The sequence below is a fragment of the Billgrantia lactosivorans genome (genome assembly GCF_003254665.1).
GTDB lineage: Bacteria > Pseudomonadota > Gammaproteobacteria > Pseudomonadales > Halomonadaceae > Halomonas > Halomonas lactosivorans.
On sequence record NZ_QHGY01000016.1, the window covers coordinates 1 to 20,269 of the forward strand.

A 20,269-nucleotide genomic window follows, 5' to 3' on the forward strand; every position below is an offset into this window, starting at 1 on the left:
GCTGTCGCTGGTCGTGTCACCGTCGGTGGCGCCGGCCAGGGTGTAGGTCCAGCTGTACTCGCCATTGACGAGCGTGACGACCAGGCTGCCGTACGTACCCTGCACGGTGCCGCCACCGGTGACGTTCTCGCCGTTGATCTTCAGCGACTCCAGGCTGTCGTTGCCGGTGCCAATGGCCAAGGTGCCGCTGGTGATGTGCGAGCCGTCATCGGCACTGCCGCCCGGCAGACCGGCTTCGTCGACGCTGGCCTGGCCGTCGTCGACGCCGGGACCGCCGATCTCGATGGTCGGCTCGGAGTCGTCCTGAAGGGTCAGGGTCACCGTCGCGGTGCTCTCGTCACCGTCGGCGTCGGTGATGGTGTAGTCGAAGCTCACCACCCCTTCCTCACCCGCCGTCGGGGTGTAGGTGAAGGTGCCGTCGTCGTTGTACACNGGCGCGTTCTCTTCGGCCTGGGTCGCTGTGTCATCCACCGCCTGAGGCATGTCGTCGACGATGGTAACGACGCCGCTCAGATCGGTGGCCAAGTTGTCGCTGATCACGTCGCTGTCGCCGTCGGTCACGGTCACGGTGGCGCTCACACCCACCAAGCCGACCGGCAGGCCGAGGCTGTCTTCGCCCTGCTCGTCGTGATCCACCGGGGCGGACTGGGTCACGGTGACCTCACCGGTGTCGGAGTCGATCTCGATGCGCAGGACTTCGGCTTCACCGGCGCGGCCGATGACAACGCCGTCTTCCAGCGAGAAGACGATCGGTACCTCGCCACTAGTAAGACCATGGTCGACCTCGCCCAAGGTCAGACCGTATTCACCGATGGTGACTTCGCCTGCCCCGTCGCCGCCATGACCATGCCAGACGGCAGCTTCAAAAGCCGCAGCCACACTGCGGGTAGCAACGGAAGTGCCGTCGATGGTCTCACTGTCCTGGGTCTCGAGGGCGACGTCACTGAGGTCGACTTCACCCAGCTCGAGCACGGGTCCATCATCGACGAAGTCGAGCAGCGATCCCACATCGATGGCTGCGCTATTGGTGGCGGTATCGCCATCGGTGTCGATGACCGTTACCGTACCTGTGAGCTCAATCAGGCCGTTGGCCAGCGAGATGGTCTCGGAGGGGTCTTCGGGGTTCGAGTGGTCGATGGCCTTGAACTGCACCAGGGAGATCTGCGAGCCGTCCAAGTGCAATACGAAGGCGATTTCTTCGGCGCCGGACTCGACGCTCGGGGCCGTTTCGCTGATGCTGCCGACGATCATGCCGTTGACGAGGTGAAGGAAGATCGGCTGCTCACCGGCGGTCAGGCCGGAATCGACCGGCCCCTCACCCTCCCCACCAAGTGAGAGTGCATAGCCCCACTGGGTATTGGCATCGCGAGCCGAATCGGAACCGGGGTCATCGGCGCCCCAGTTGATAGTGGCCTCGAACAAGGCTGCCAGGTCCTGGCTGCTCGACATGAACGGCGGCGGCGGAGGCGGATTGTCGTTACCCGGCTCCTGGCCTTCGTAAAGCGGGAATTCGCGCATCGGCTCTTCGCCTTGAGAGCCCCCGGAAATCATGTACCACAGGAATGTCGGCGCCAGCTCCGCATCGCTGGTTTCCAGCGCCAGCTCGCTCAAAGCCTCCGAAGCTTCCACGCTCTCGACGACAGGGTTGTCGTCCGCAATGGAAACGTTCAACGTACCCTGGGCAGAGCCGCTGGTGCTGGTGACGGTGAAGACCAGACTGGTAAGCGCCTCGTCCGTGCCCTCTTCATGCAACAGGTTGTTCAGCTGCGTCAGGGTGAAGGCGCCCGTGGCAGGATTGACTTGCAGCGTGAAAAGATCACCCCGCTCAGAAGATGCCGTCAGTGTGTTGCTACCGTCATTCCAGCTATAGCGGATGCTCTCCTGGCCTATCTGGGTCTGGACGCCGTTCATGCCGGCAAAGGTCACGCTGCCATCGACACCCGTGCCGAAGGAGAACGGCAGAACCCCGGTGACGACCGACCCCTCTTCGCTGAGCGTTTCGACATCGAACAGGGAAGCATCGAGAGTGCCGGCGGACGGCTCGACAATCCCGAAGAAGGCGCCTTCCACTTCCGGCAGGTCGTTGGCCTGACCCAGGCCATACTCGTACGCCAGCGGGTCGACGTTCTCGGCAATGCGCGCCAGGCGCACGAAGCTGTGGCCGCCGTCGGCACCGCCCCCGGGGCCGGCGCCGGCCGCAGTGGCATCGAGCACCTCGAGCAGGTCGACGCTGTCGTCGTCCAGCGCCGTCAGCAGGGCTTCGAGGTCCTCGTCCATTGCCGCGAATTCGGAAGCGTCGGCCGTTTCGTCGGCATCCAGCTCCGCGGTCATGACCACCTGTTCCCCCCCTTCGACGAGCGCCGGATCGAGCCCGTCGCCGAAATCCAGCTCGACGCTTCCGTTGTCGGAAGTGATCAGGACCTCACCCTCCTGCAGGGTATCGCCCACGCGCAGTTCGCGCAGATTGCCCTCGGCATCGCGTGCCCAGGCCTGACCGGTAATCGAAATGACGGTGGCGATGGCCATGTCCAGTCTCCCAGAAGGTGTCGTCATGGTGTTCCGTCCGCACGGCGCCCCTGCGCTATCACGGCTCATGAAGTCACATTAAGTTACATCTCGATACAAAAACATTGGACCGATGGACAGGGTGTAACGGAAAGCCGATGCACGGTGGAAAGCGCCAAAAAAGCTGGCGTGCGACGCAAGCCAGGCAACGAGTTCTTCAGGGGGAGGTGGTCGGTCAGACGATATGCTCGTCCTGCTTGGCCAGGCGGAGTACCAGCTGCATGCGATCGCGCACGCCGAGCTTGCGAAACACCGCGCCGAGATGCGCCTTGACGGTACGTTCGGTGATGTCGAGCCGCCGAGCGACCTCCTTGTTGCTACGCCCCTCGGCGACCGCCAGTGCCACGGCGCGTTCCCGCTCCGTCAGGGCGGAGAGATTCTCCGGCGGCAGGCTTTCTCGTCCACCCAAGCTGTTGAAAGCGGCCCCAAGCACCCTGCCGAGCAGCTCGGCCGGCACCCAGATGCCTTGGTTGCCTGTCACCAGGGCCACCTGCCCCAGCAGTTCGACGGGCGAGAGAGCATGAATATAACCACGCGCCCCGGCCTGCAGCGCCCTGAGGGCCTCCGTTTCGCTCGGCGTCAGCGACATGACGACGATGACGGCGCCGTGCTCCGCCAGCGCCCTCGTCAACCCGGGCCAATCCGAATGATCCGCCATCAGCCATATCCGATCGCCATGGGCCGCCATGACGCGTGCCTGGCTGGGGGTGATTCGGCGCGCATCGGGGAAGGCACTGAGCAGCCGCGGAATCTCTCCACGCCGCTGACTAACGAACAGGGTGGCCATCATCGTTCCCCCATGGAGTTGCTCCAGGCGCGCAAGACGGGCTTGAGCAGGTACTGCATCACGGTACGCTTGCCGGTCATGATGTCGACCTGGGCCGTCATGCCGGGAATGACCTGGATGTCGCTGCCCAGGTTTTCTCCTTCCACCGTCCTCACCCGCACCAGGTAGAAGGTGTTGTCGTCGTCGTCGGTGATGGTGTCGGCGCTGATGTGGTCCAGCTCGGCCTCGAGGCCGCCGTAGATGGCGAAATCGTAGGCCGTCAGCTTGATGGTGGCCGGCTGCCCGGGGCGCAGGAAGGCGATATCCTGTGGGGCGATACGCGCTTCGACGAGCAGCTGGTCGTCGCTGGGGATGATGTCCACCACCTCCTGCCCGGGCTGTACCACGCCGCCGAGGGTGTTGATGCCGAGGCGCTGCACGACGCCATCCACCGGCGAGCGAACCTCGGCGAGGCGCACCCTGTCCTGCAGGCCGGCACTGGATTCATCGAGCGCACCGAGGTCACCGATGGTCTGGGCGAGCTCGTTGCGCCATTCGCTGCGCCGTTCGACACCGAGTTCGCGCAGCTGGGTGCGAGCCTCCTCCACCGCGGCTTCGAGGCGCGCGACCGAGGCGGCCGCCTGGTTCCGCTCGCCCGTGGCACGGGACACCTCACGCTCGAGGCGCAGGATGTCGACTTCCGAGACTGCCCCCGAGGCCAGCAGCGGTCGTGTCAGGTTCAGCTCCTGACTGGCCATGTTGGCCTCGCGCTGGGCGGTATCGCGCCTCGCCTCGGCTTCGTTGAGCTCCTCTTCTCGCTGGCGGATGCGATCGCGCAGGATGCTCTCCTGCTCGCGCATCTCCTCGCGCCGGCTTTCGTAGACCTCACGCTCCTGGTCGACGATGTTCGGTGCTTCCTGGCTCAAGGCTGCGTCGGGCTCGAAAGGGGTGTCGGTGACCAGGGCGCGAAGGCGCTCGGCACGGGCACGGAGCGCCAATGCCTGGGCGCGGTTCTCGCGGAAGTTGGCAACGAAGCGAGTGGGATCGATACGCATCAGCACTTGGCCCGTCTCCACCAGCTCCCCTTCGCGCACCAGGATCTGCTGGACCACGCCGCCGTCGAAGGACTGCACTTTCTGCAGTTGGCTGGAAGGTATCACCCGCCCCGTACCCCGCGTCACCTCGTCGATCGAAGCCAGGTAGGCCCAGGCGATCAGTGCGCCGAAGGCAAGCAGCACGGTGTAGAGGAACAGCCGTGCCCGGATGGGGTCCTGCTGCATGCGTGCCCAGTCGGCGTCGCTGGCCCAGTCGCGGTTGAGGTGGGCGGAGGTGACCCGCTTGGAGAACAGGCGGTCCATGAAGGGACGAAATGGCCTGCCGCCCACGTCGGTGAATCGCCCGATCGCCTCGAAGCCCTGCTGCTCGGCACTCTTGCCCTTCGCCTTGGGGGCCATGGCGGTCATCAGTTGGCCCTCCCGATCTGGCCCTTGCGCAGCGCCTCCACCACCTTGTCGCGCGGGCCGTCGGCCACGACCTTGCCGGCGTCGATGACGATAATGCGATCGACCAGCGAGAGCAGCGAGGTGCGGTGGGTCACCACGATCAGGGTCTTGCCGGCGCCGTACTCTCCGAGACTGGCCTTGAAAGCTTCTTCGCTGGCGTGATCCATGGCGCTGGTCGGCTCGTCGAGCAGCAGGATCTTCGGGTCGTGGACCAGCGCTCGCGCGATGGCCACGGCCTGGCGCTGGCCGCCGGAGAGCATCTGGCCGCGCTCGCCCACCTGGAGCTCGACGCCTTGGGGGTGGCCGTTGACCAGGCTTTCCAGGCCGCTGAGCCTGATCGCGCGCAGCAGCGACTCGTCATCGACTCCATCGCTGCCGCCGCCGGCGACGATGTTGTCGCGCAGCGAACCGAAGAACAGGCTGACGTCCTGCGGCACGTAGCCGACATGGCGCCGCAGCTCGACGGGGTCGAACTGGCGCAGGTCGACGCCATCGAGCATCACCGAGCCCGCGGTGGGGGCATACAACCCCAGCAGCAGCTTGTTGAGCGTAGTCTTGCCGCAACCGACGCGCCCCAGCAGGGCCACCCTCTCGCCGGGCTCGATCCTGAGCGAGATGTCACGCAGGGCGTCACGCTCCTCGTCCGGGTAGCGCAGCGATACCTTGTCGAAACGAATCTCACCGCGCACGACCGGACGCGAGATGAACGTCTTGCCTTCGGGCCGCTCCACGGGGCGCTGCATGACATCGTCGAGGGACTTCAAGGCGGTCGATGACTGATGGTACTGGGCCAGCAGCGCGGCCGCCTGGCTCACCGGCGCCATGGCGCGAGATGAAAGCATGTAGGCGGCAATCAGCCCCCCCTGGGTGAGGTTGCCGTCGATGATCTGGTAGACCCCGATCAGGATCACGCACACCGCGACGGTGTGCTGGGCCCACATCGCCACGTTGGAAACCGAAGTGCTGACCAGGCGCAACTGGGCCGAGGTCCGCGAGAGAAAGGCCGTGGCCTTCTCCCAGGTTCCCTGCAGGCGGCTCTCGGCGCGCAGCGTCTTGACCGTTTCCAGCTGCGACAGCGACTCCACCAGATTGGCGTTGCGCTGGGCGCTGACCCGCCAGGTGGTTTCGGAAAGCTCGTGCAGCTTGCCCTGGGCCGCCATGGCGTAGAGCAGCACGATGACGATGCCCGCCAGCACGGGCAGCGCCAGCGGCACGCCGATCAGCGCGATGATGGCGGCAAAGAACAGCACGAAGGGAAGGTCCACCAGCGCCACCACCGTGGCCGAACCGATGAATGCGCGCACCGATTCGAAGGCTTGCAGGGTCGAGGCGAACGAGCCGGTCGAGGCGGGCCTGGCCTCCATGCGCAGGCCCAGTACCTGGGCCATGATCCGGGAAGAGAGCTTGACGTCGGCCCGGCTCGCCGCCAGGTCGACGAAGGCACTGCGCATCATGCGCAGCGCCAGGTCGAAACAGAGCACGATGAAAATGCCGGCGGCCAGTACCCACAGGGTCTCGGTGGCGTGATTGGGCACCACGCGGTCATAGACGTTGAGCACGAACAGCGGCATCGCCACCGCGAACAGGTTGATGACCACCGAGCCGACGATCACGTCACGGTAGAGCCGACGGTTCTCGCGGATGACGCTCCAGAACCAATGGCGTGAGCGCTGCTGGCCGACCTCGGGGCCGCGCGCATCGAAACGGAAGCGTGGGCGCACGTAGATCGCCTGGCCACTGTAGCCCTGGCTCAAGCCATCGAGTTCGACCTCGCTCACGGCATCGCCGAGCTCGGGGAAGATGACCCGCGCCCGTCGCGCCTTGAGATCCAGCGCCACGAGCACGCAGGCACGCCCCGGCTCCAGCAGCAGAATGCAAGGCAGCAGCGCCGGGTTCAGCTGCCCCAAGCGGCTCTTGACGATGCGTGCGGTCATGCCGGCCCGGGCGGCGGCACGAGGAAAGACGCCCGGCGTCAGGCGGCCCTCTTCCAGCGGCAGGCCCGCGGTCAGCGAGTCGGGTGTGACCGCATGATCGTGGGCCAGGGCGATGGTCTGCAGGCATTCGAGCAGTTCGTCGCCAACGGCCGTGCATGCGGCACCCAGGGAGGCGTCCAGGACTTCTTGCTGCGTCACGATGACCTCGGCCATGAGCCCGCCCGGCGATGCCGGACGGGGTCGAACCAGAAAACGATGGCTGCCCGTGCCGATTCCGGCCCAGGCAGCGTTCCCAGGTCGTTCAATCTCAGCCTCGTACGACGTAGCTGTCGGCGTAGCCGAGACGCTTCAGCTCGGTACGCAGGGCCGCCAGTTCGCCAGGATCCCCGATGGGGCCGAGCTGCACCCGATGCAGGCTGGAAGTGCTGACCAGCCGCATCGGTTGGGCGAGCGTGTCGCTGAGCTGGTTGGCCAGGCGCTGTGCGCGCTCGGAGCTGCTGAGTGCCGCCACCTGCAGGAAGGCACCCGGCTCTGCACTCACCGCGGGTCGCTCGCTCGGTAGCAGTGCGTCCAGTTCGCCATAGATGCCGGCAACGGCCTGGGTAGCGGCCCAGGCCGAGGCAGCACTCGGCGGAGCGGCGCGCTCGACGTCCTGGCCCGGCCACGCCTTCAGCGAGGTCAGATCGAGGTTTTCGCCCACCCGCTCGAGGGTGACCTCCACGCGACGATTCTGACGACGCCCCTCGACCGTATCGTTGCTGGCAACCGGCTGGCGTGAGCCATAGCCGCGGGTCTGGATCAGGCCGCTGTCGACTCCCTGCTCGGCCAGGTATTCCGCCACGCTGTCGGCACGTCGCTGGGAGAGCGGATCGTTGATGGCATCGCTGCCGGTGCTGTCGGCATGCCCGGCGATGAAGACCCGCGCCAGGTCGTCGCGCTCGCGGATCTGCCCCGCCAGCTCGGTGAGCTCCTGACGTGCATCGGGGCCCAGCTCGGCGCTGTTGACGGCGAACAGGGCATCGGCGGAGAGGGTGATGTCGGGAGCGCGGGTGGGTGCCGGCGCACTGATGCCACGGGTGAAGTCGGCCAGGGTATAGCCGCCGGGCCCTTCGAGCGGGCAGAGGACGCTGGAGTCGAGCGCCACGCCGTCGCTGCCCATCTCGGCCAGGGTCGGCATGTCGTCGCGCATCACGCCGAGGGCCTGCATCAGCTGGCCCATGGCGGCGAGCGTGCGGGCATCGGCCAGGGCGATGTCGTACTCGGCGTTGGTGTAGGCCCGGCTGGCCTCGAAGTACTCGTTCTCGCTGTCGAGCACGTCGAGCAGGGTGCGCTGACCGATGTCGAACTGCTGCTGGTAGGCCCCACGGACGCGATCGATCGACTGCCGGTGGTCGTTGAGATAGCGAATCTGCTCGCGCAGGCGCTGGGTGTCGTTGAAGGCGATCTGGGTGGTCTGCCTCACGTTGGTGCAGGCCAGGTCGCGCTGGTCCACCGCCTGTTCGACGCGGTCGCTGGCGGCGCGGAACGACGCCAGGTCGCTGCCACCGCGATACAGGTTCATGCTGGCCACCAGCTCGATGCTGTGACGATCGCGCCGGCCGAAGCCATCGTAGCCGTTCTCGTTGTTGTTGACGCCCGTGCGCCCGCGCAGATCCAGGCGCGGCTGGAATCCGGCCTTGCTGCCCGCCTGCTCCGCCCTCGCCGCCTCGATGTTCTCGATGGCGGCGTGAAATTCGGGATTGCCCTGGAAGGCGAGGTCCACGGCTTCGCTCACCGACGGCGGCAGGCGAACGTCGAGCGATGGCGGCGGCGCCAGGTCCTCGGCCGGCAGGTCACCGACGATACGCTGATAGCGTGCCGTGACGTCGTGCAGGTTGGAGGCTTCGGTCATCAGGTTGGATTCGGCCAGGGCCAGGCGGCCGCTGATCTGCTCGAGGTCGACCCCGCGCCCGGCACCGGAGCGCACGCGTTCCTCGATCTGGTTGTAGACACGCAGATGCTCGGCGTAGTTATCCTGGGCCAGCCGGACGAGCTCGCGGTAGCGGCTGACGTCGAGATAGGCCTGGGTAGCCTCGAGTGCCACGTTCTCGCTGGCCCCCAGCAGCTCGTAGTAGCGCACCAGCTCGGCGCGGTCGAGTCGCTCGACCTCGCTGCGGGTGGCGAAGCCATCGTAGAGCATCTGGTTCAGGCTCAGCTCGGCGAAGTCGGTGTCGTAGCTGCCGCGTCCATCGCCCTCCCGCGCCTCTCGCCCGATGCCCGCCGTCAGGTCGATGCTCGGGAGATAGTTGCCGCGCGCCACACCGACGTCATGCCCCGCGGCACTCAGCCCGTTCATGGCCGCCTTGACTTCGGGGTTGCTGGAGAGCGCTTGTCGCACCACCTGTTGGATATCGGCGGCACCGGGAGCCGCCAGGCCTTCCGGCAGCGTCTGGGCGACCGCAGCGGTCAGCGGGAGAAGCGCAAGAGAGGAGCCCACCATCACGGTCTTGGCCAGCCGCTGGGCACCTGAGAGGTCGATTGCATAGGTCATGGGTGTTCCCTGTCATGCTGCGGATGCCCCATCTGCACAGGCTATCCGTCGGTTTTTTAGTCATATTCTTGTTATGGCGGGGCTCATCCGGCGTGCCGGATGGTGCATCCATTCCCGATTCCCTTGAAGACCGGCTGCACCTGATCAACACAGTGAATGTAAGCTTGAGTAACTGCCACAGCGACTGCTGAGGGCACTACTGTGGGCGCATTACAGGTTGCCAGGTATTTTTGTTGTACTTTTGTAAGCTAGCGTAAACGAGCCGGGAGAAAAGTCCAATAGTTTCTCACCACGGTCTGTCAACCTTTGGCATGGCCTGGTCAACATCAGCGGCCGAGCGGCACGCTTGTGCTCACCTTGCCCCGAGGCCAGCAGCGGCGCTCTCCCGACAACCGGCAAACATGCTATCGTCAGCCCATGACCGACATGGGCCATCAGCACAAGGAGAGACGTCATGTCTGCCTCATCCGAGATCCAGAAAGCGCGGGTCATCACCGAGCTGCGCGGCTTTATCAAGAAACTGCTCCAGGAGCCGCAGATCCTGGAACGCTCCCTGGAGATCGCACGCCGACACTACGGCGAGGGCAACCCCGAAGGGGCCCAGGCTCGCATTGCCAATGAGATTTCCGATACCACCAGCGTCCACATTCCCGAGGATCCGCAGGAACATTCGGAGGCCGACAAGCTGTTCCTCGAGCTGCTCAAGGAGGTGATCAGCGAGGAGCAGGCCCTCTACTGAGCGATTGCCGGGCCGGACGGCCGCCAGGCGTCCGTTCGCGCCCGCCGTGCACACGCCTGCCCCGCGGCTCTGGTATAATGGCAAGCAATTGTTTTCCAAATCTTTTACAAGTGCCTTGCCAATGTATTACCTGCTGAAGCTGTTTCCCGAGATCACCATCAAGTCACGCTCCGTGCGTCGCCAGATGACCCGCTGCCTGGTCGGCAACATCCGCAACGTGCTGCGCCCGCTGGGCGATTCCCTGCACGTGCAGGGTGGCTGGGATGCCTTGAAGGTGCGCATACCCGAGGACGCCCCCGCCGACTGGCACCGCCGCCTGGAAGCGATGCTCTGCCGTATACCCGGCATCCACGAAGTGCAGTGCGTCGAGGAGGTCCCCTTCGTCTCCTTTGCCGATACGGCCGAGCGGCTGCTGCCGGTCTGGCGGGATGCGATCGCGGGGCGCACCTTTCGCATCACGGTGAAGAGACGGGGCGTACATGATTTCACCTCGGAGGACCTCGAGCGCCACCTTGGCAGGGCGCTGCTCGATGCCGCACCCGGCTCCAGGGTCCAGCTCAAGGCACCGGAGGTGGACGTCAGGGTGGACGTGGTCGAGGGCCGCCTGCGCCTGGTGCGCCAGCGCTGGCCGGGGCTGGGCGGCTACCCCCTGGGCCTGCAGGGCCAGGCGCTGGCGCTGATCTCGGGCGGCTATGATTCGCCGGTCGCGGCGTGGAAGATGATGCGTCGCGGCATCAAGACCCATTTCCTGTTCTTCGAGCTCGGCGGCGCCGGCCACGAGGCCGCCGTACGCGAGGTATCCCATCACCTGTGGGACACCTACGGCCGTTCGCATCGGGTGAAGTTCTACTCGGTGCCGTTCGAAGGGGTCGTGGCGGAGCTGCAGCGCGCTATCCCCGATGGCCTCATCGGCGTGGTGCTCAAGCGCATGATGGTGCGGGCGGCGAGCCGTATCGCATCGCGGGCGCGCATCCCCATGCTGGTGACCGGCGATGCCATTGCCCAGGTCTCGAGCCAGAGCCTGACCAACCTGGTCCTCATCGACGAAGCCAGCGAGGTGCCGATCCTGCGCCCGCTGATCGCCGAGGACAAGCAGGCCATCATCGACACCGCCCGCCAGATCGGCACCGCGCCGTTCGCCGAAGGCATGCCTGAGGTGTGCGGCGCCGTCTCCCAGCGCCCCAATACCCAGGCGCGACACGACAAGGTCGTAGCCGCCGAAGCGAATTTCGACTTCAGCGTCCTCGATGCCGCCGTGGATCTTGCCGTGCTGACGCGCTCCGACCGGCTCATGGAGCCACTACCCCATGAGGATGAGCCGCAGCTGGAGGTGGTGACCGACCTGCAGGCCATGGCCAACACGGCCGAGGTCAGCGTGATCGACATCCGGCCCGCAGCGGAGCGCGAGGCCGCCCCGCTCAGGCTCGAGCAGGTGGAGTGCCTGGAGATCCCCTTCTTCGAGCTCCAGTCACGCGCCGGGCAGTTACCGGACGATCGCCGCTACCTGCTCTATTGCGACCAGGGCGTGATGAGCCGCATGCAGGCCATGCACCTGCACGACCGGGGGCTGCGGCACTTCGGGGTCTACCGCACCCGCTAGCGCATGCCCGCCGGGCCGCGCCAGCACCGCACTGGCCGCTGCGGTTACAAATTCTTTTTTAGCAACCACTTTATCGCCCCGCTGGACTGCGCTAAAACGAAATTAACAGGTCGCGGTCGGGTGGGGAGTGACGCATGGGTGCGCGCAGGGCTTCGTCACGCCGCAATTCGTCTGCCGTGGCGTGGCTCGACAACGGCGAGTCGCTCGAGAAGCGCTCGCCTCTCATTCAGGAACCGAAGCTCGCTCCGGCCCCGCAGGTAGCGTCGTCCCATCGTTACCTCTACCTGGGCCTGGGCATCCTGCTGCTGCTGTTCGGCGTGTCACTCGCCACGCTGCTGGTCGCCGAGGCCAAGACGTCGCACTTCCAGGCCCAGGAGTTCTCGCGCTACGCGGCGACCCTGCGCTATACCCTGGAGCCGGGCAGCAGCGGTCGGATCCAGTTTCCCGACCACGGTCCCTTCGACCAGCGCCTGGGCTATACCGTGCTGCCCGAAATCGAGGCTCGCCTGCTTTCCCGCGGTTACGAGATCGCCGAGCAGGCCAGCTTCTCGCCTGCCCTGCTCGACTACACCCGCCGCGGCTTCTTCCCGCCCTATGCGGAAAAGACCCAGGCCGGGCTGCACATCGAGGAGTGCCGGGGCGACTCCCTTTACCGGTTCCGGCATCCCCAGCGCCACTACCCCAGTTTCGACGCCATCCCGCCGCTCGTGCTGCAGACCTTGCTGTTCATCGAGAACCGCCAGTTGCTCGACGAGAGCACGCCCTACGCCAACCCCGCCGTCGATTGGCCGCGCTTCACCAAGGCGGCGCTGTCCCAGGTGGGCAAGGCCCTGGACCTTCCCGGACAGGCGGCCGGCGGCAGCACGCTGGCCACGCAGCTCGAGAAGTATCGCCACTCTCCCCGAGGCCTGACCGATTCATCGCGGGAGAAGCTGCGCCAGATGGTCTCCGCCAGCGTGCGCAGCTACCAGCATGGTCCCCAGACCCTCACCGCACGGCAGGACGTGGCGCTCGACTATCTCAACACCGTGCCGCTGTCGGCCGCCCCCGGCTACGGCGAGGTGCATGGCATCGGCGACGGCCTGTGGGCCTGGTTCGGCACCGATTTCGATACCTTCAACCGGCGCCTTGCCAGCGGCTTCGACGAGGTCGACGGCCACGCGGAACAGGGCCTGGCCCTGCGCCAGGTCGTGGCGCTGATGATCGCCCAGCGGCGGCCCTCCTGGTACCTGTCCGGCGGTCGCCACCGACTGGAGGAACTGACCGACAGCTATCTGCGCCTGTTGCGGCAGGAAGGCGTGGTGACGGAGCCCTTGGCCCAGGCGGCGCTGGCGCAGCGCCTGACCTTCCGCGATAGCGGCGAGGCGCCGTTCGACCTGCGCATCGAGCCTGACAAGGGCATCCAGGTGGCCCGGCAGCGCCTCGGCGGCATGCTGGGCATGTCGCTGTACGACCTGGACCGGCTCGACCTCAGCGCGCGCACCACGCTCGACGCCAGCCTGCAACGCGAGGTCAGCGGCTATCTGCGTCGCCTGGCGGACCCCGCGTTCGCCGGCGAGGTCGGCCTGCTGGGGGAGCGCCTGCTCTCGGCCGATCGAACCCAGGACGTGAGCTACAGCTTCACCCTGTTCGAGCGCGGCGAAGACGGCTTCCTGGTGCGTGTGCAGACCGACAATACCGACCAGCCCTTCGACGTCAATTCGGGCAGCAAGCTCGAACTCGGCTCCACCGCCAAGCTGAGGGTGCTGGCCACCTACCTGGAAGTGATCGCCGAGCTGCATGCCCGCCATGCGGGAACAAGCCCCGAGGCGCTGCGCGCGATCGAGACCGACCGCCATGACTTCCTCAGCCGCTGGGTGCTGGACCGGCTCATCGAGACCCCCGGGCTGGCACTCGACGAGCTGCTGGCCATGGCCATGGAGCGGCGTTACTCGGCGAGCCCGGCGGAAACCTTCTTCACCGGCGGCGGCCAGCATACGTTCGGCAATTTCCGCCGCGAGGACAACGGGCGCAACCCGACCCTCACCGAAGCCATGCGCGAGTCGCTCAACCTGCCCTTCATCCGCCTGATGCGGGACCTGGTGCGCTACAGCACGCACCTCAACGAGCACCGCAGCCAGTTGCTGGAAGACGACGGCGACCCCCGTCGCCTGGAGTACCTGCGCCTGTTCGCCGACCGTGAAGGGCGCACCTTCCTGCAACGCTTCTGGCACAAGTACCGCGACCTGGGGAACGACCAGCGCCTCGCCGCCTTCCTCGGGGGGCTCCAGGCCTCCGCGCCACGCCTTGCCGCGGTGCACCGCTACCTGTTTCCCGAAGCCGGCCAGGACGATCTCGCCGCCTTCCTCGACGCCTGGCTACCCGGCACCAGCCGCCTCGACGAGGGCGAGATTGCCACGCTCCATGAACGCTACGCGCCCGGCAACTACTCGCTCACCGACCAGGGCTACGTGGCTCGCGTCCATCCGCTGGAGCTGTGGCTGCTGGGCTACCTGCTCGACTACCCGGACGCCAGCTTCGCCGAGGCGGCCGCCGCCAGCGTCGACGAGCGCCAGGAGGTCTACGGCTGGCTGTTCCGTACGCGACACCGCAGCGCCCGCGACGTGCGCATCCGCACCATGCTCGAAGTCGAGGCGTTCCTCGACATACACGAGCGCTGGCAGCGCCTGGGCTACCCGTTCGAGCACCTGGTACCCTCGCTGGCCACCGCCGTGGGCTCGTCGGGGGATCGCCCGGCGGCGCTGGCCGAACTCATGGGAATCATCCTCAACGATGGCGTGAGGCAGCCTACCCTGCGCATCGACGAACTGCACTTCGCCGCCGGCACGCCCTACGAGACCCGCTTCCTGCCGGCTCCAGGGCGAGCCGAACGCGTCATGGCCCCCGAAGTGGCGGCCGTGCTGCGTGCGACGCTGGCGCAGGTCGTCGAGGGCGGCACCGCCAGACGCCTGCACGGCAGCTTCACGCTGGAGGACGGCACCCCGCTGGTGCTGGGCGGCAAGACCGGCACCGGCAACAACCGCTTCGAAACGGTGGGCCGCGGCGGCCAGGTCATCAGCTCCACCGCGCGCAACCGCACCGCCACCTTCGTCTTCTATCTCGGCGACAACCACTTCGGCACCCTCACCGCCTACGTCGCGGGCAGTGCCTCGGACGATTTCCGCTTCACCTCGGCCCTGCCGGTTCAGGTGCTCAAGGGCATGGAACCGATCCTGCGTCCCTACCTGGAATCCGGGGCAGGCGGCTGCCAGGCCAAGCCCCGCGAGGAGTACCATTTCGCCGACGACGGCGAAGCGGAACCGCTGCCCGCCGAGGCCGACGAAGACACGCCCCCGTCGCCGGATCTCGCCTTGCGCTAATGGGTGAGCCGCCGAGCCCAATGTCACGGCGACGGCCTGCCCGCCGCCTCAGAACAGGCCCATCTGGCGGTCGATGAGGCTCAAGAAGTCGTCGCCCCGGAAGGGCAGGATGGCGTCGGCCACCGGCTGCAGCTGACGGCTGAGATAGTGCTGGTAGTCGATGGCGGAGCGCCGAGCCTCGAGCGGCTCCGGCCCCGCCACGGTGATGACGTAGCGAATCCAGCCGCCGTGCTGGTACTGCCGAGGGCGCCCCAGGCGGTAGTTGAGCTCGTCGGCCATGCGTGCGGCGCGCACGTGGGGCGGCACGTTGCGACGGTATTCGTCGAGCCGGCGACGCAGGCGACGGCGGTAGACCAGCCGTTCGTCGAACTCCCCGGCCAGCGTGCGCTTCACGTAGTCGCGCACATAGTCGCGATGGGGTTCGCCGACGAAGATGCGCCGGTACAGCTCCTGCTGGAACGTCTTGGCCAGCGGTGTCCAGTCGGCGCGCACCGTCTCCAGTCCCTTGAACACGACGTGATCGGCACCCGCCGCATCACGCACCAGCCCCGCATAGCGCTTCTTGCTGCCCTCCTCCGCGCCGCGGATGGTGGGCATCAGGAAGCGTCGATAGTGGGTCTCGAACTGGAGTTCCAGCGCGCTGGCAAGGCCGTGTTCCGTTTCGAGATGCTGCGTCCACCAGCGGTTGACCCGCGCTGCCAGGCGCTGCCCGATCGCCCGGGCCTCTGCCTCCTCATGGGCACTCCCCAGCCAGACGAAGGTGGAGTCGGTATCGCCGTAGATCACCCGGTAGCCCTCGGCCTCGATCAGCTCCCGGGTACGGCGCATGATCTCGTGGCCGCGCAGGGTGATCGACGAGGCCAGCCGCGGGTCGAAGAAACGGCAGCCTCGCGAGCCGAGCACGCCGTAGAAGGCGTTCATGATGATCTTGAGGGCCTGGGAGAGAGGCGCATTGCCCTCGCGCTTGGCCGCCTCGCGCCCCTGCCATACCCGCGCCACCATCTCGGGCAGCGCATGCCGCGTGCGCGAGAAGCGGGCCCCGCGGAAACCGGGCACCGTCTCGGACTCGGGCGCCTCCAGCCCCACCACCAGGCCGACCGGGTCGATCAGGAAGGTGCGGATGATCGAGGGGTAGAGGCTCTTGTAGTCCAGCACCAGCACCGAATCGTAGAGCCCCGGCCGCGAGTCCATGACGAAGCCGCCGGGGCTGTCCTGTCCAGCCTCGCGGCCGAGAGGCAGATTGGGCGCCACGAAGCCCAGCCGGTGCATGCGCGGCAGATAGAGGTGCGAGAAGGCCGCCACCGAGCCACCGCTGCGATCGGCCGGCAGCCCGGTGATGCTGGCCCGTTCGAGCAGGAAGTCGATGAGCTCGGTCCGCGCGAAGATGCGCGTCACCAGCTCGCAATCCTTGAGGTTGTAGCGCGCCAGCGCCGGCTTGTCCTCGGCGAACATGCGGTCGATCTCGTCCATGCGCTGGTAGGGATTGTCGATCGCCTTGCCCTCGCCGAGCAGCTCCTGGGCGACGTTCTCCAGGCTGAACGAGGCGAAACGCCAGGTCGCCTGGCGCAGCGCCTCGATGCCGTCGACAATCAGCCGCCCGGCGGCGGCGGCAAAGAAGTGGTGGGGGTTGCTGCCATGGGCGCGCCAGCCGAGGACTTCGCCATCGCGCCCGAGCCGCAGCGGCACCCCGAGTCGCTCGGCGTGCCGCTGCAGGATGCGCAGGTCGAACTGCACCAGGTTCCAGCCGATGATCGCATCCGGGTCGTGCCGGGCCATCCAGCCGTTGAGGCGCTCCAGCAACGCCGCGCGGCTATCGCAGTAGGTCAGCGTGAAGTCGCGCTGGCGTTCGGCCTCGCCGTCCTGCCCGTTGGCGGGCCCCAGCATGTAGACCTGGCGCTCGCCGCAACCCTCGAGGGCAATGGAGTAGAGCTCGCCGCTGGCGTTCGTCTCGATATCCAGCGAGGCCAGTGCGAGGCGGGGGCGGTATTGTGCTGCTGGCCTGAGCTGGGCTTCGCTCAGCGTGCCGTCGGTATCCCCCCTTCCCGAGAACCACACCGGCGCGGTGATGAAGCGCTCCATCAGGTAGCGTTCCGGCGGTCGCACGTCGGCTTCGTAGACCTCGATGCCGGCCTCGCCCAGGCGCCTGGCGAGGTGCATCAACTGGCGATGCTGGCGACAGTACAGGCCGAACACGGGCCGCTGCCGGAAGTCGCACAGCTCCAGCGGGCGCAGCTCGACGTCGCGCTCGCCGCGCAGCAGAGCCTCGGCCCGGTCGCGCTGCTCGGCGGGCACGAAGGCCACTGAGGGCTGCACCGGGAGGCGCACGTGGCGTGGCCCGGCGTCGGTGGCCAGCCACAACGAGACCTCGGTGCCGGCGGCCGACTCCCGCCAGTGCCGGGTCAGCACGAACCCCTGCTGTTCCACCGTCGCCTCTCGCCCGCCGTCATGCCTGTCATTCTACCCAGCGGGCCAAGGGTTGTCGCCGACCGTCGCCGTGCCGGGCTCCGTTGCCGCCATGCGGCTGACGCGGCGCCCTGACGAAACCGGCCCATGCCGAGGCATGGGCCGGTAATGCCGTTGCTTCACCCTGGCAGGGGTCAATCACACGGGACGACGGCCCGCTGCGTATCCTTGGCCCAGAGGGTCTGGCCGTCCGGCGTGGTGCCGTGGGAATTCCAGGTCTCGGTGACCTCGACGCAGTAGGAGCCGAGATCCTCGACGGTCTTCTCGGGGTTGGCCGGCTGCTCATCGCTGATGCGCATGATGTCAGGGTTTTCGCTGGTATAGCGCGGCGCCAGGGCGTTGCTGCTACAGCCCGCCAGCAGGGCGGCAATCAGCAGCAGGGGCAGGGTGAGTCGCAGTTTCATCGTATCATCCTCACGAAGGGATCAGTCATTCGTTCGTTTTTTGGATGATGCGTAACGGGCTATGCGTGAGTCCTGTCGCCGCGGTCCATCCGTTTGACCTATCGACGACGGATGCAGGCATTTTACCCCAACCCTCGTGCTGGGCGCCAACCCAAACCCGCGGCAGATGCAGTGGAAGGGGAAGACAGATACAATCGAGGGTCTGTTTTTCCTGGGAATATCAGAGCCGATATGTCGAACAACGCAAGCGCCCCGCGCAAGATCCTGGTCACCAGTGCCCTGCCCTACGCCAACGGCTCGATTCACCTTGGCCACCTGCTGGAGTACATCCAGACCGATATCTGGGTGCGCTTCCAGAAGAGCCGCGGCCATGAGTGCCACTACGTGTGCGCCGACGACGCCCACGGCACCGCGATCATGCTGCGCGCGGAGCAGGAGGGCATCTCCTCGGAAGCCCTGATCGAGCGCGTCTCCAGGGAGCACCAGGCCGACTTCGCCACCTTCGGGGTCGCCTTCGACAACTATCACTCGACCCATTCCGAGGAAAACCGCCACTTCAGCGAGCTCATCTACACTCGCCTGCGCGACCGCGGCCATATCGCCACCCGCGACATCGAGCAGATGTACGACCCGGTCAAGGGGCTGTTCCTGGCCGACCGTTTCATCAAGGGCACCTGCCCCAAGTGCCGAACCGCCGACCAGTACGGCGACAACTGCGAGGCCTGCGGCGCGACCTACACCCCGGCGGAGCTGATCGACCCCGTCTCGGCCATTTCCGGCGCCACGCCCGAGGTTCGCAGCTCCACCCACTACTTCTTCAAGCTTCCGGATTTCGCCGATTTCCTCAAGCGCTGGACCCGAGGCGGCCACGTGCAGACCCAGATCGGCAACAAGCTGCAGGAGTGGTTCGAGTCCGGCCTCAACGAGTGGGACATCTCCCGCGACGCGCCCTATTTCGGCTTCGAGATCCCCGACGCCCCGGGCAAGTACTTCTATGTCTGGCTGGACGCGCCGATCGGCTACCTGGCCAGCTTCAAGAACCTGTGCGACAAGACCGGGATCGACTTCGACAGCTACTGGAAAAAGGACTCCGAGGCCGAGGTCTACCACTTCATCGGCAAGGACATCGTCTACTTCCATGCGCTGTTCTGGCCGGCCATGCTGCACGGCGCCGAGTTCCGCACGCCCACGGCGGTGAACTGCCACGGTTTCGTCACCGTCAACGGCGCCAAGATGTCGAAGTCGCGCGGCACCTTCATCAAGGCGGCGACCTACGCCGAGCACTTGAATCCCGAATACCTGCGCTACTACTTTGCCGCCAAGCTCACCTCACGGGTCGACGATCTCGATCTCAACCTCGAGGACTTCGCCGCCCGGGTGAATGCCGACCTCGTCGGCAAGGTGGTCAACATCGCCAGCCGCTGCGCCGGCTTCGTCAAGAAGCTGGGCGACGGCCGGCTCTCGAGCCACTGTGCCGAGCCGGAGCTGGTCGCTCGCTTCATCGCCGCGGGCGACGGCATCGCCGAGGACTTCGAAACCCGCGAGTTCGGCCGCGCCGTGCGCAAGATCATGGAGCTGGCCGACGAAGCCAATACCTACATCGCCGACAAGGAGCCGTGGGTCCTGGCCAAGCAGGAGGGCCGCGAGCAGGAGGTGCTGGAGATCTGCTCGGCGGGCATCAACCTGTTTCGCCAGTTGATGGTCTATCTGGCGCCGGTGGTGCCGGCCATGGCCGAGCAGGCACGCGAATTCCTGAAGCTGGACACGCTCGACTGGGCGAGCCGCCACGAGGTGCTGCTCGGCCACGAGGTCGCCAAGTTCAAGCCGCTGATGACCCGCGTCGAACGGGAGAAGATCGATGCCATGATGGCAGCATCGAAGGAGGACCTGGTGGAAGAACAGAAGCTGAAAGAGAGCGCCAAGGGGCCGCTGGCCGACGCCCCCATCGGCGGCGAGATCGCCTTCGACGATTTCGCCAAGGTCGACCTGCGCATCGCGCGCATCGCCAAGGCCGAGTACGTCGAGGGCGCCGACAAGCTGCTGCAGCTTACCCTCGACCTGGGCGGAGAGACGCGCAATGTCTTCGCCGGCATACGCTCGGCCTATGCCCCCGAGGCGCTGGAGGGCCGCCTGACCGTGATGGTCGCCAACCTGGCACCACGCAAGATGCGCTTCGGCGTCTCGGAAGGCATGGTGCTCGCGGCGGGAGACGACGATGGCATCTATCTGCTGTCGCCGGATTCCGGCGCCGAACCCGGCCAGCGGGTAAGATGAACGGTAGCGCCAGGAAAAGCGCGGCCCAGGCCGCGCTTTTCTTTGCCAAATGAGCAAAAGACGCCAATCATTGGGGCAACGTGGGCCGAACGTGGCACTTTGCGACGACAAAACTGAGTTTTACTAAAGTTTT

At 66.5% G+C, this 20,269-nt stretch carries 11 protein-coding genes; 4 read left to right on the forward strand and 7 right to left on the reverse strand.

Features of this window, described 5'->3' with window-relative positions; all coding sequences use genetic code 11:
• From DIS04_RS18695 to DIS04_RS18715, 5 genes are all read right to left on the reverse strand, one after another.
• A partial coding sequence (locus DIS04_RS18695; RefSeq protein ID WP_422668238.1) for a retention module-containing protein occupies window positions 1-2,595 on the reverse strand: 2,595 nt, incomplete at its 3' end.
• 145 nt (window positions 2,596-2,740) lie between these two features.
• On the reverse strand, window positions 2,741-3,352 hold the full coding sequence (locus DIS04_RS18700) for a response regulator transcription factor (RefSeq protein WP_340148179.1): 612 nt from the start codon (window positions 3,350-3,352) through the stop codon (window positions 2,741-2,743).
• Window positions 3,352-4,794: an HlyD family type I secretion periplasmic adaptor subunit gene (locus DIS04_RS18705; protein ID WP_179951307.1), complete on the reverse strand. Its 1,443-nt coding sequence runs from the start codon at window positions 4,792-4,794 to the stop codon at window positions 3,352-3,354. Before DIS04_RS18705 ends, DIS04_RS18700 begins: the two co-directional genes overlap by 1 nt.
• Window positions 4,794-6,980 carry a type I secretion system permease/ATPase gene (locus tag DIS04_RS18710; RefSeq protein ID WP_245904620.1) on the reverse strand — a complete coding sequence of 729 codons (2,187 nt, stop codon included), beginning with the start codon at window positions 6,978-6,980 and terminating at the stop codon, window positions 4,794-4,796. Before DIS04_RS18710 ends, DIS04_RS18705 begins: the two co-directional genes overlap by 1 nt.
• Window positions 6,981-7,074: 94 nt before the next feature.
• On the reverse strand, window positions 7,075-9,297 hold the full coding sequence (locus DIS04_RS18715; protein WP_111415308.1) for a TolC family outer membrane protein: 2,223 nt from the start codon (window positions 9,295-9,297) through the stop codon (window positions 7,075-7,077).
• A gap of 454 nt (window positions 9,298-9,751) precedes the next feature.
• Here DIS04_RS18715 and DIS04_RS18720 point away from each other — a divergent pair, with 454 nt between their 5' ends.
• The 3 genes from DIS04_RS18720 (at window position 9,752) to DIS04_RS18730 (ending at window position 14,995) form a co-directional block, all read left to right on the forward strand.
• Window positions 9,752-10,036 (forward strand): hypothetical protein, encoded by a 285-nt coding sequence (locus tag DIS04_RS18720; RefSeq protein WP_111415309.1) that lies wholly within the window; start codon window positions 9,752-9,754, stop codon window positions 10,034-10,036.
• A 121-nt stretch (window positions 10,037-10,157) separates the two neighbouring features.
• Complete coding sequence (thiI, locus tag DIS04_RS18725) at window positions 10,158-11,636, forward strand: tRNA uracil 4-sulfurtransferase ThiI (RefSeq protein WP_111415310.1); 1,479 nt, start codon at window positions 10,158-10,160, stop codon at window positions 11,634-11,636.
• A gap of 134 nt (window positions 11,637-11,770) precedes the next feature.
• Entirely contained in the window at window positions 11,771-14,995 is a 3,225-nt protein-coding gene (locus DIS04_RS18730; RefSeq protein WP_111415311.1) for a transglycosylase domain-containing protein, read from the forward strand.
• Between the two features lie 48 nt (window positions 14,996-15,043).
• Here the strand turns inward: DIS04_RS18730 and DIS04_RS18735 are convergent, their stop codons facing one another.
• Together DIS04_RS18735 and DIS04_RS18740 are read right to left on the reverse strand one after the other, a co-directional pair.
• Complete coding sequence (locus DIS04_RS18735; RefSeq protein ID WP_111415312.1) at window positions 15,044-17,419, reverse strand: DNA polymerase II; 2,376 nt, start codon at window positions 17,417-17,419, stop codon at window positions 15,044-15,046.
• A 173-nt stretch (window positions 17,420-17,592) separates the two neighbouring features.
• Window positions 17,593-17,862 (reverse strand): hypothetical protein, encoded by a 270-nt coding sequence (locus DIS04_RS18740; protein WP_111415313.1) that lies wholly within the window; start codon window positions 17,860-17,862, stop codon window positions 17,593-17,595.
• A 231-nt stretch (window positions 17,863-18,093) separates the two neighbouring features.
• Between DIS04_RS18740 and metG the strand changes: the two genes are divergently transcribed.
• Window positions 18,094-20,136 (forward strand): methionine--tRNA ligase, encoded by a 2,043-nt coding sequence (metG, locus tag DIS04_RS18745; RefSeq protein WP_111415314.1) that lies wholly within the window; start codon window positions 18,094-18,096, stop codon window positions 20,134-20,136.
• Window positions 20,137-20,269: the final 133 nt, after the last annotated feature.

Excerpts from the sequence above, each read along its gene's own strand:
- thiI (WP_111415310.1), top strand. The coding sequence starts at position 10,158 with ATGTATTACCTGCTGAAGCTGTTTCCCGAGATCACCATCAAGTCACGC.
- DIS04_RS18740 (WP_111415313.1), bottom strand. The coding sequence starts at position 17,862 with ATGAAACTGCGACTCACCCTGCCCCTGCTGCTGATTGCCGCCCTGCTG.
- DIS04_RS18710 (WP_245904620.1), bottom strand. The coding sequence starts at position 6,980 with ATGGCCGAGGTCATCGTGACGCAGCAAGAAGTCCTGGACGCCTCCCTG.
- DIS04_RS18720 (WP_111415309.1), top strand. The coding sequence starts at position 9,752 with ATGTCTGCCTCATCCGAGATCCAGAAAGCGCGGGTCATCACCGAGCTG.
- DIS04_RS18705 (WP_179951307.1), bottom strand. The coding sequence starts at position 4,794 with ATGACCGCCATGGCCCCCAAGGCGAAGGGCAAGAGTGCCGAGCAGCAG.
- metG (WP_111415314.1), top strand. The coding sequence starts at position 18,094 with ATGTCGAACAACGCAAGCGCCCCGCGCAAGATCCTGGTCACCAGTGCC.
- DIS04_RS18730 (WP_111415311.1), top strand. The coding sequence starts at position 11,771 with ATGGGTGCGCGCAGGGCTTCGTCACGCCGCAATTCGTCTGCCGTGGCG.
- DIS04_RS18700 (WP_340148179.1), bottom strand. The coding sequence starts at position 3,352 with ATGGCCACCCTGTTCGTTAGTCAGCGGCGTGGAGAGATTCCGCGGCTG.
- DIS04_RS18715 (WP_111415308.1), bottom strand. The coding sequence starts at position 9,297 with ATGACCTATGCAATCGACCTCTCAGGTGCCCAGCGGCTGGCCAAGACC.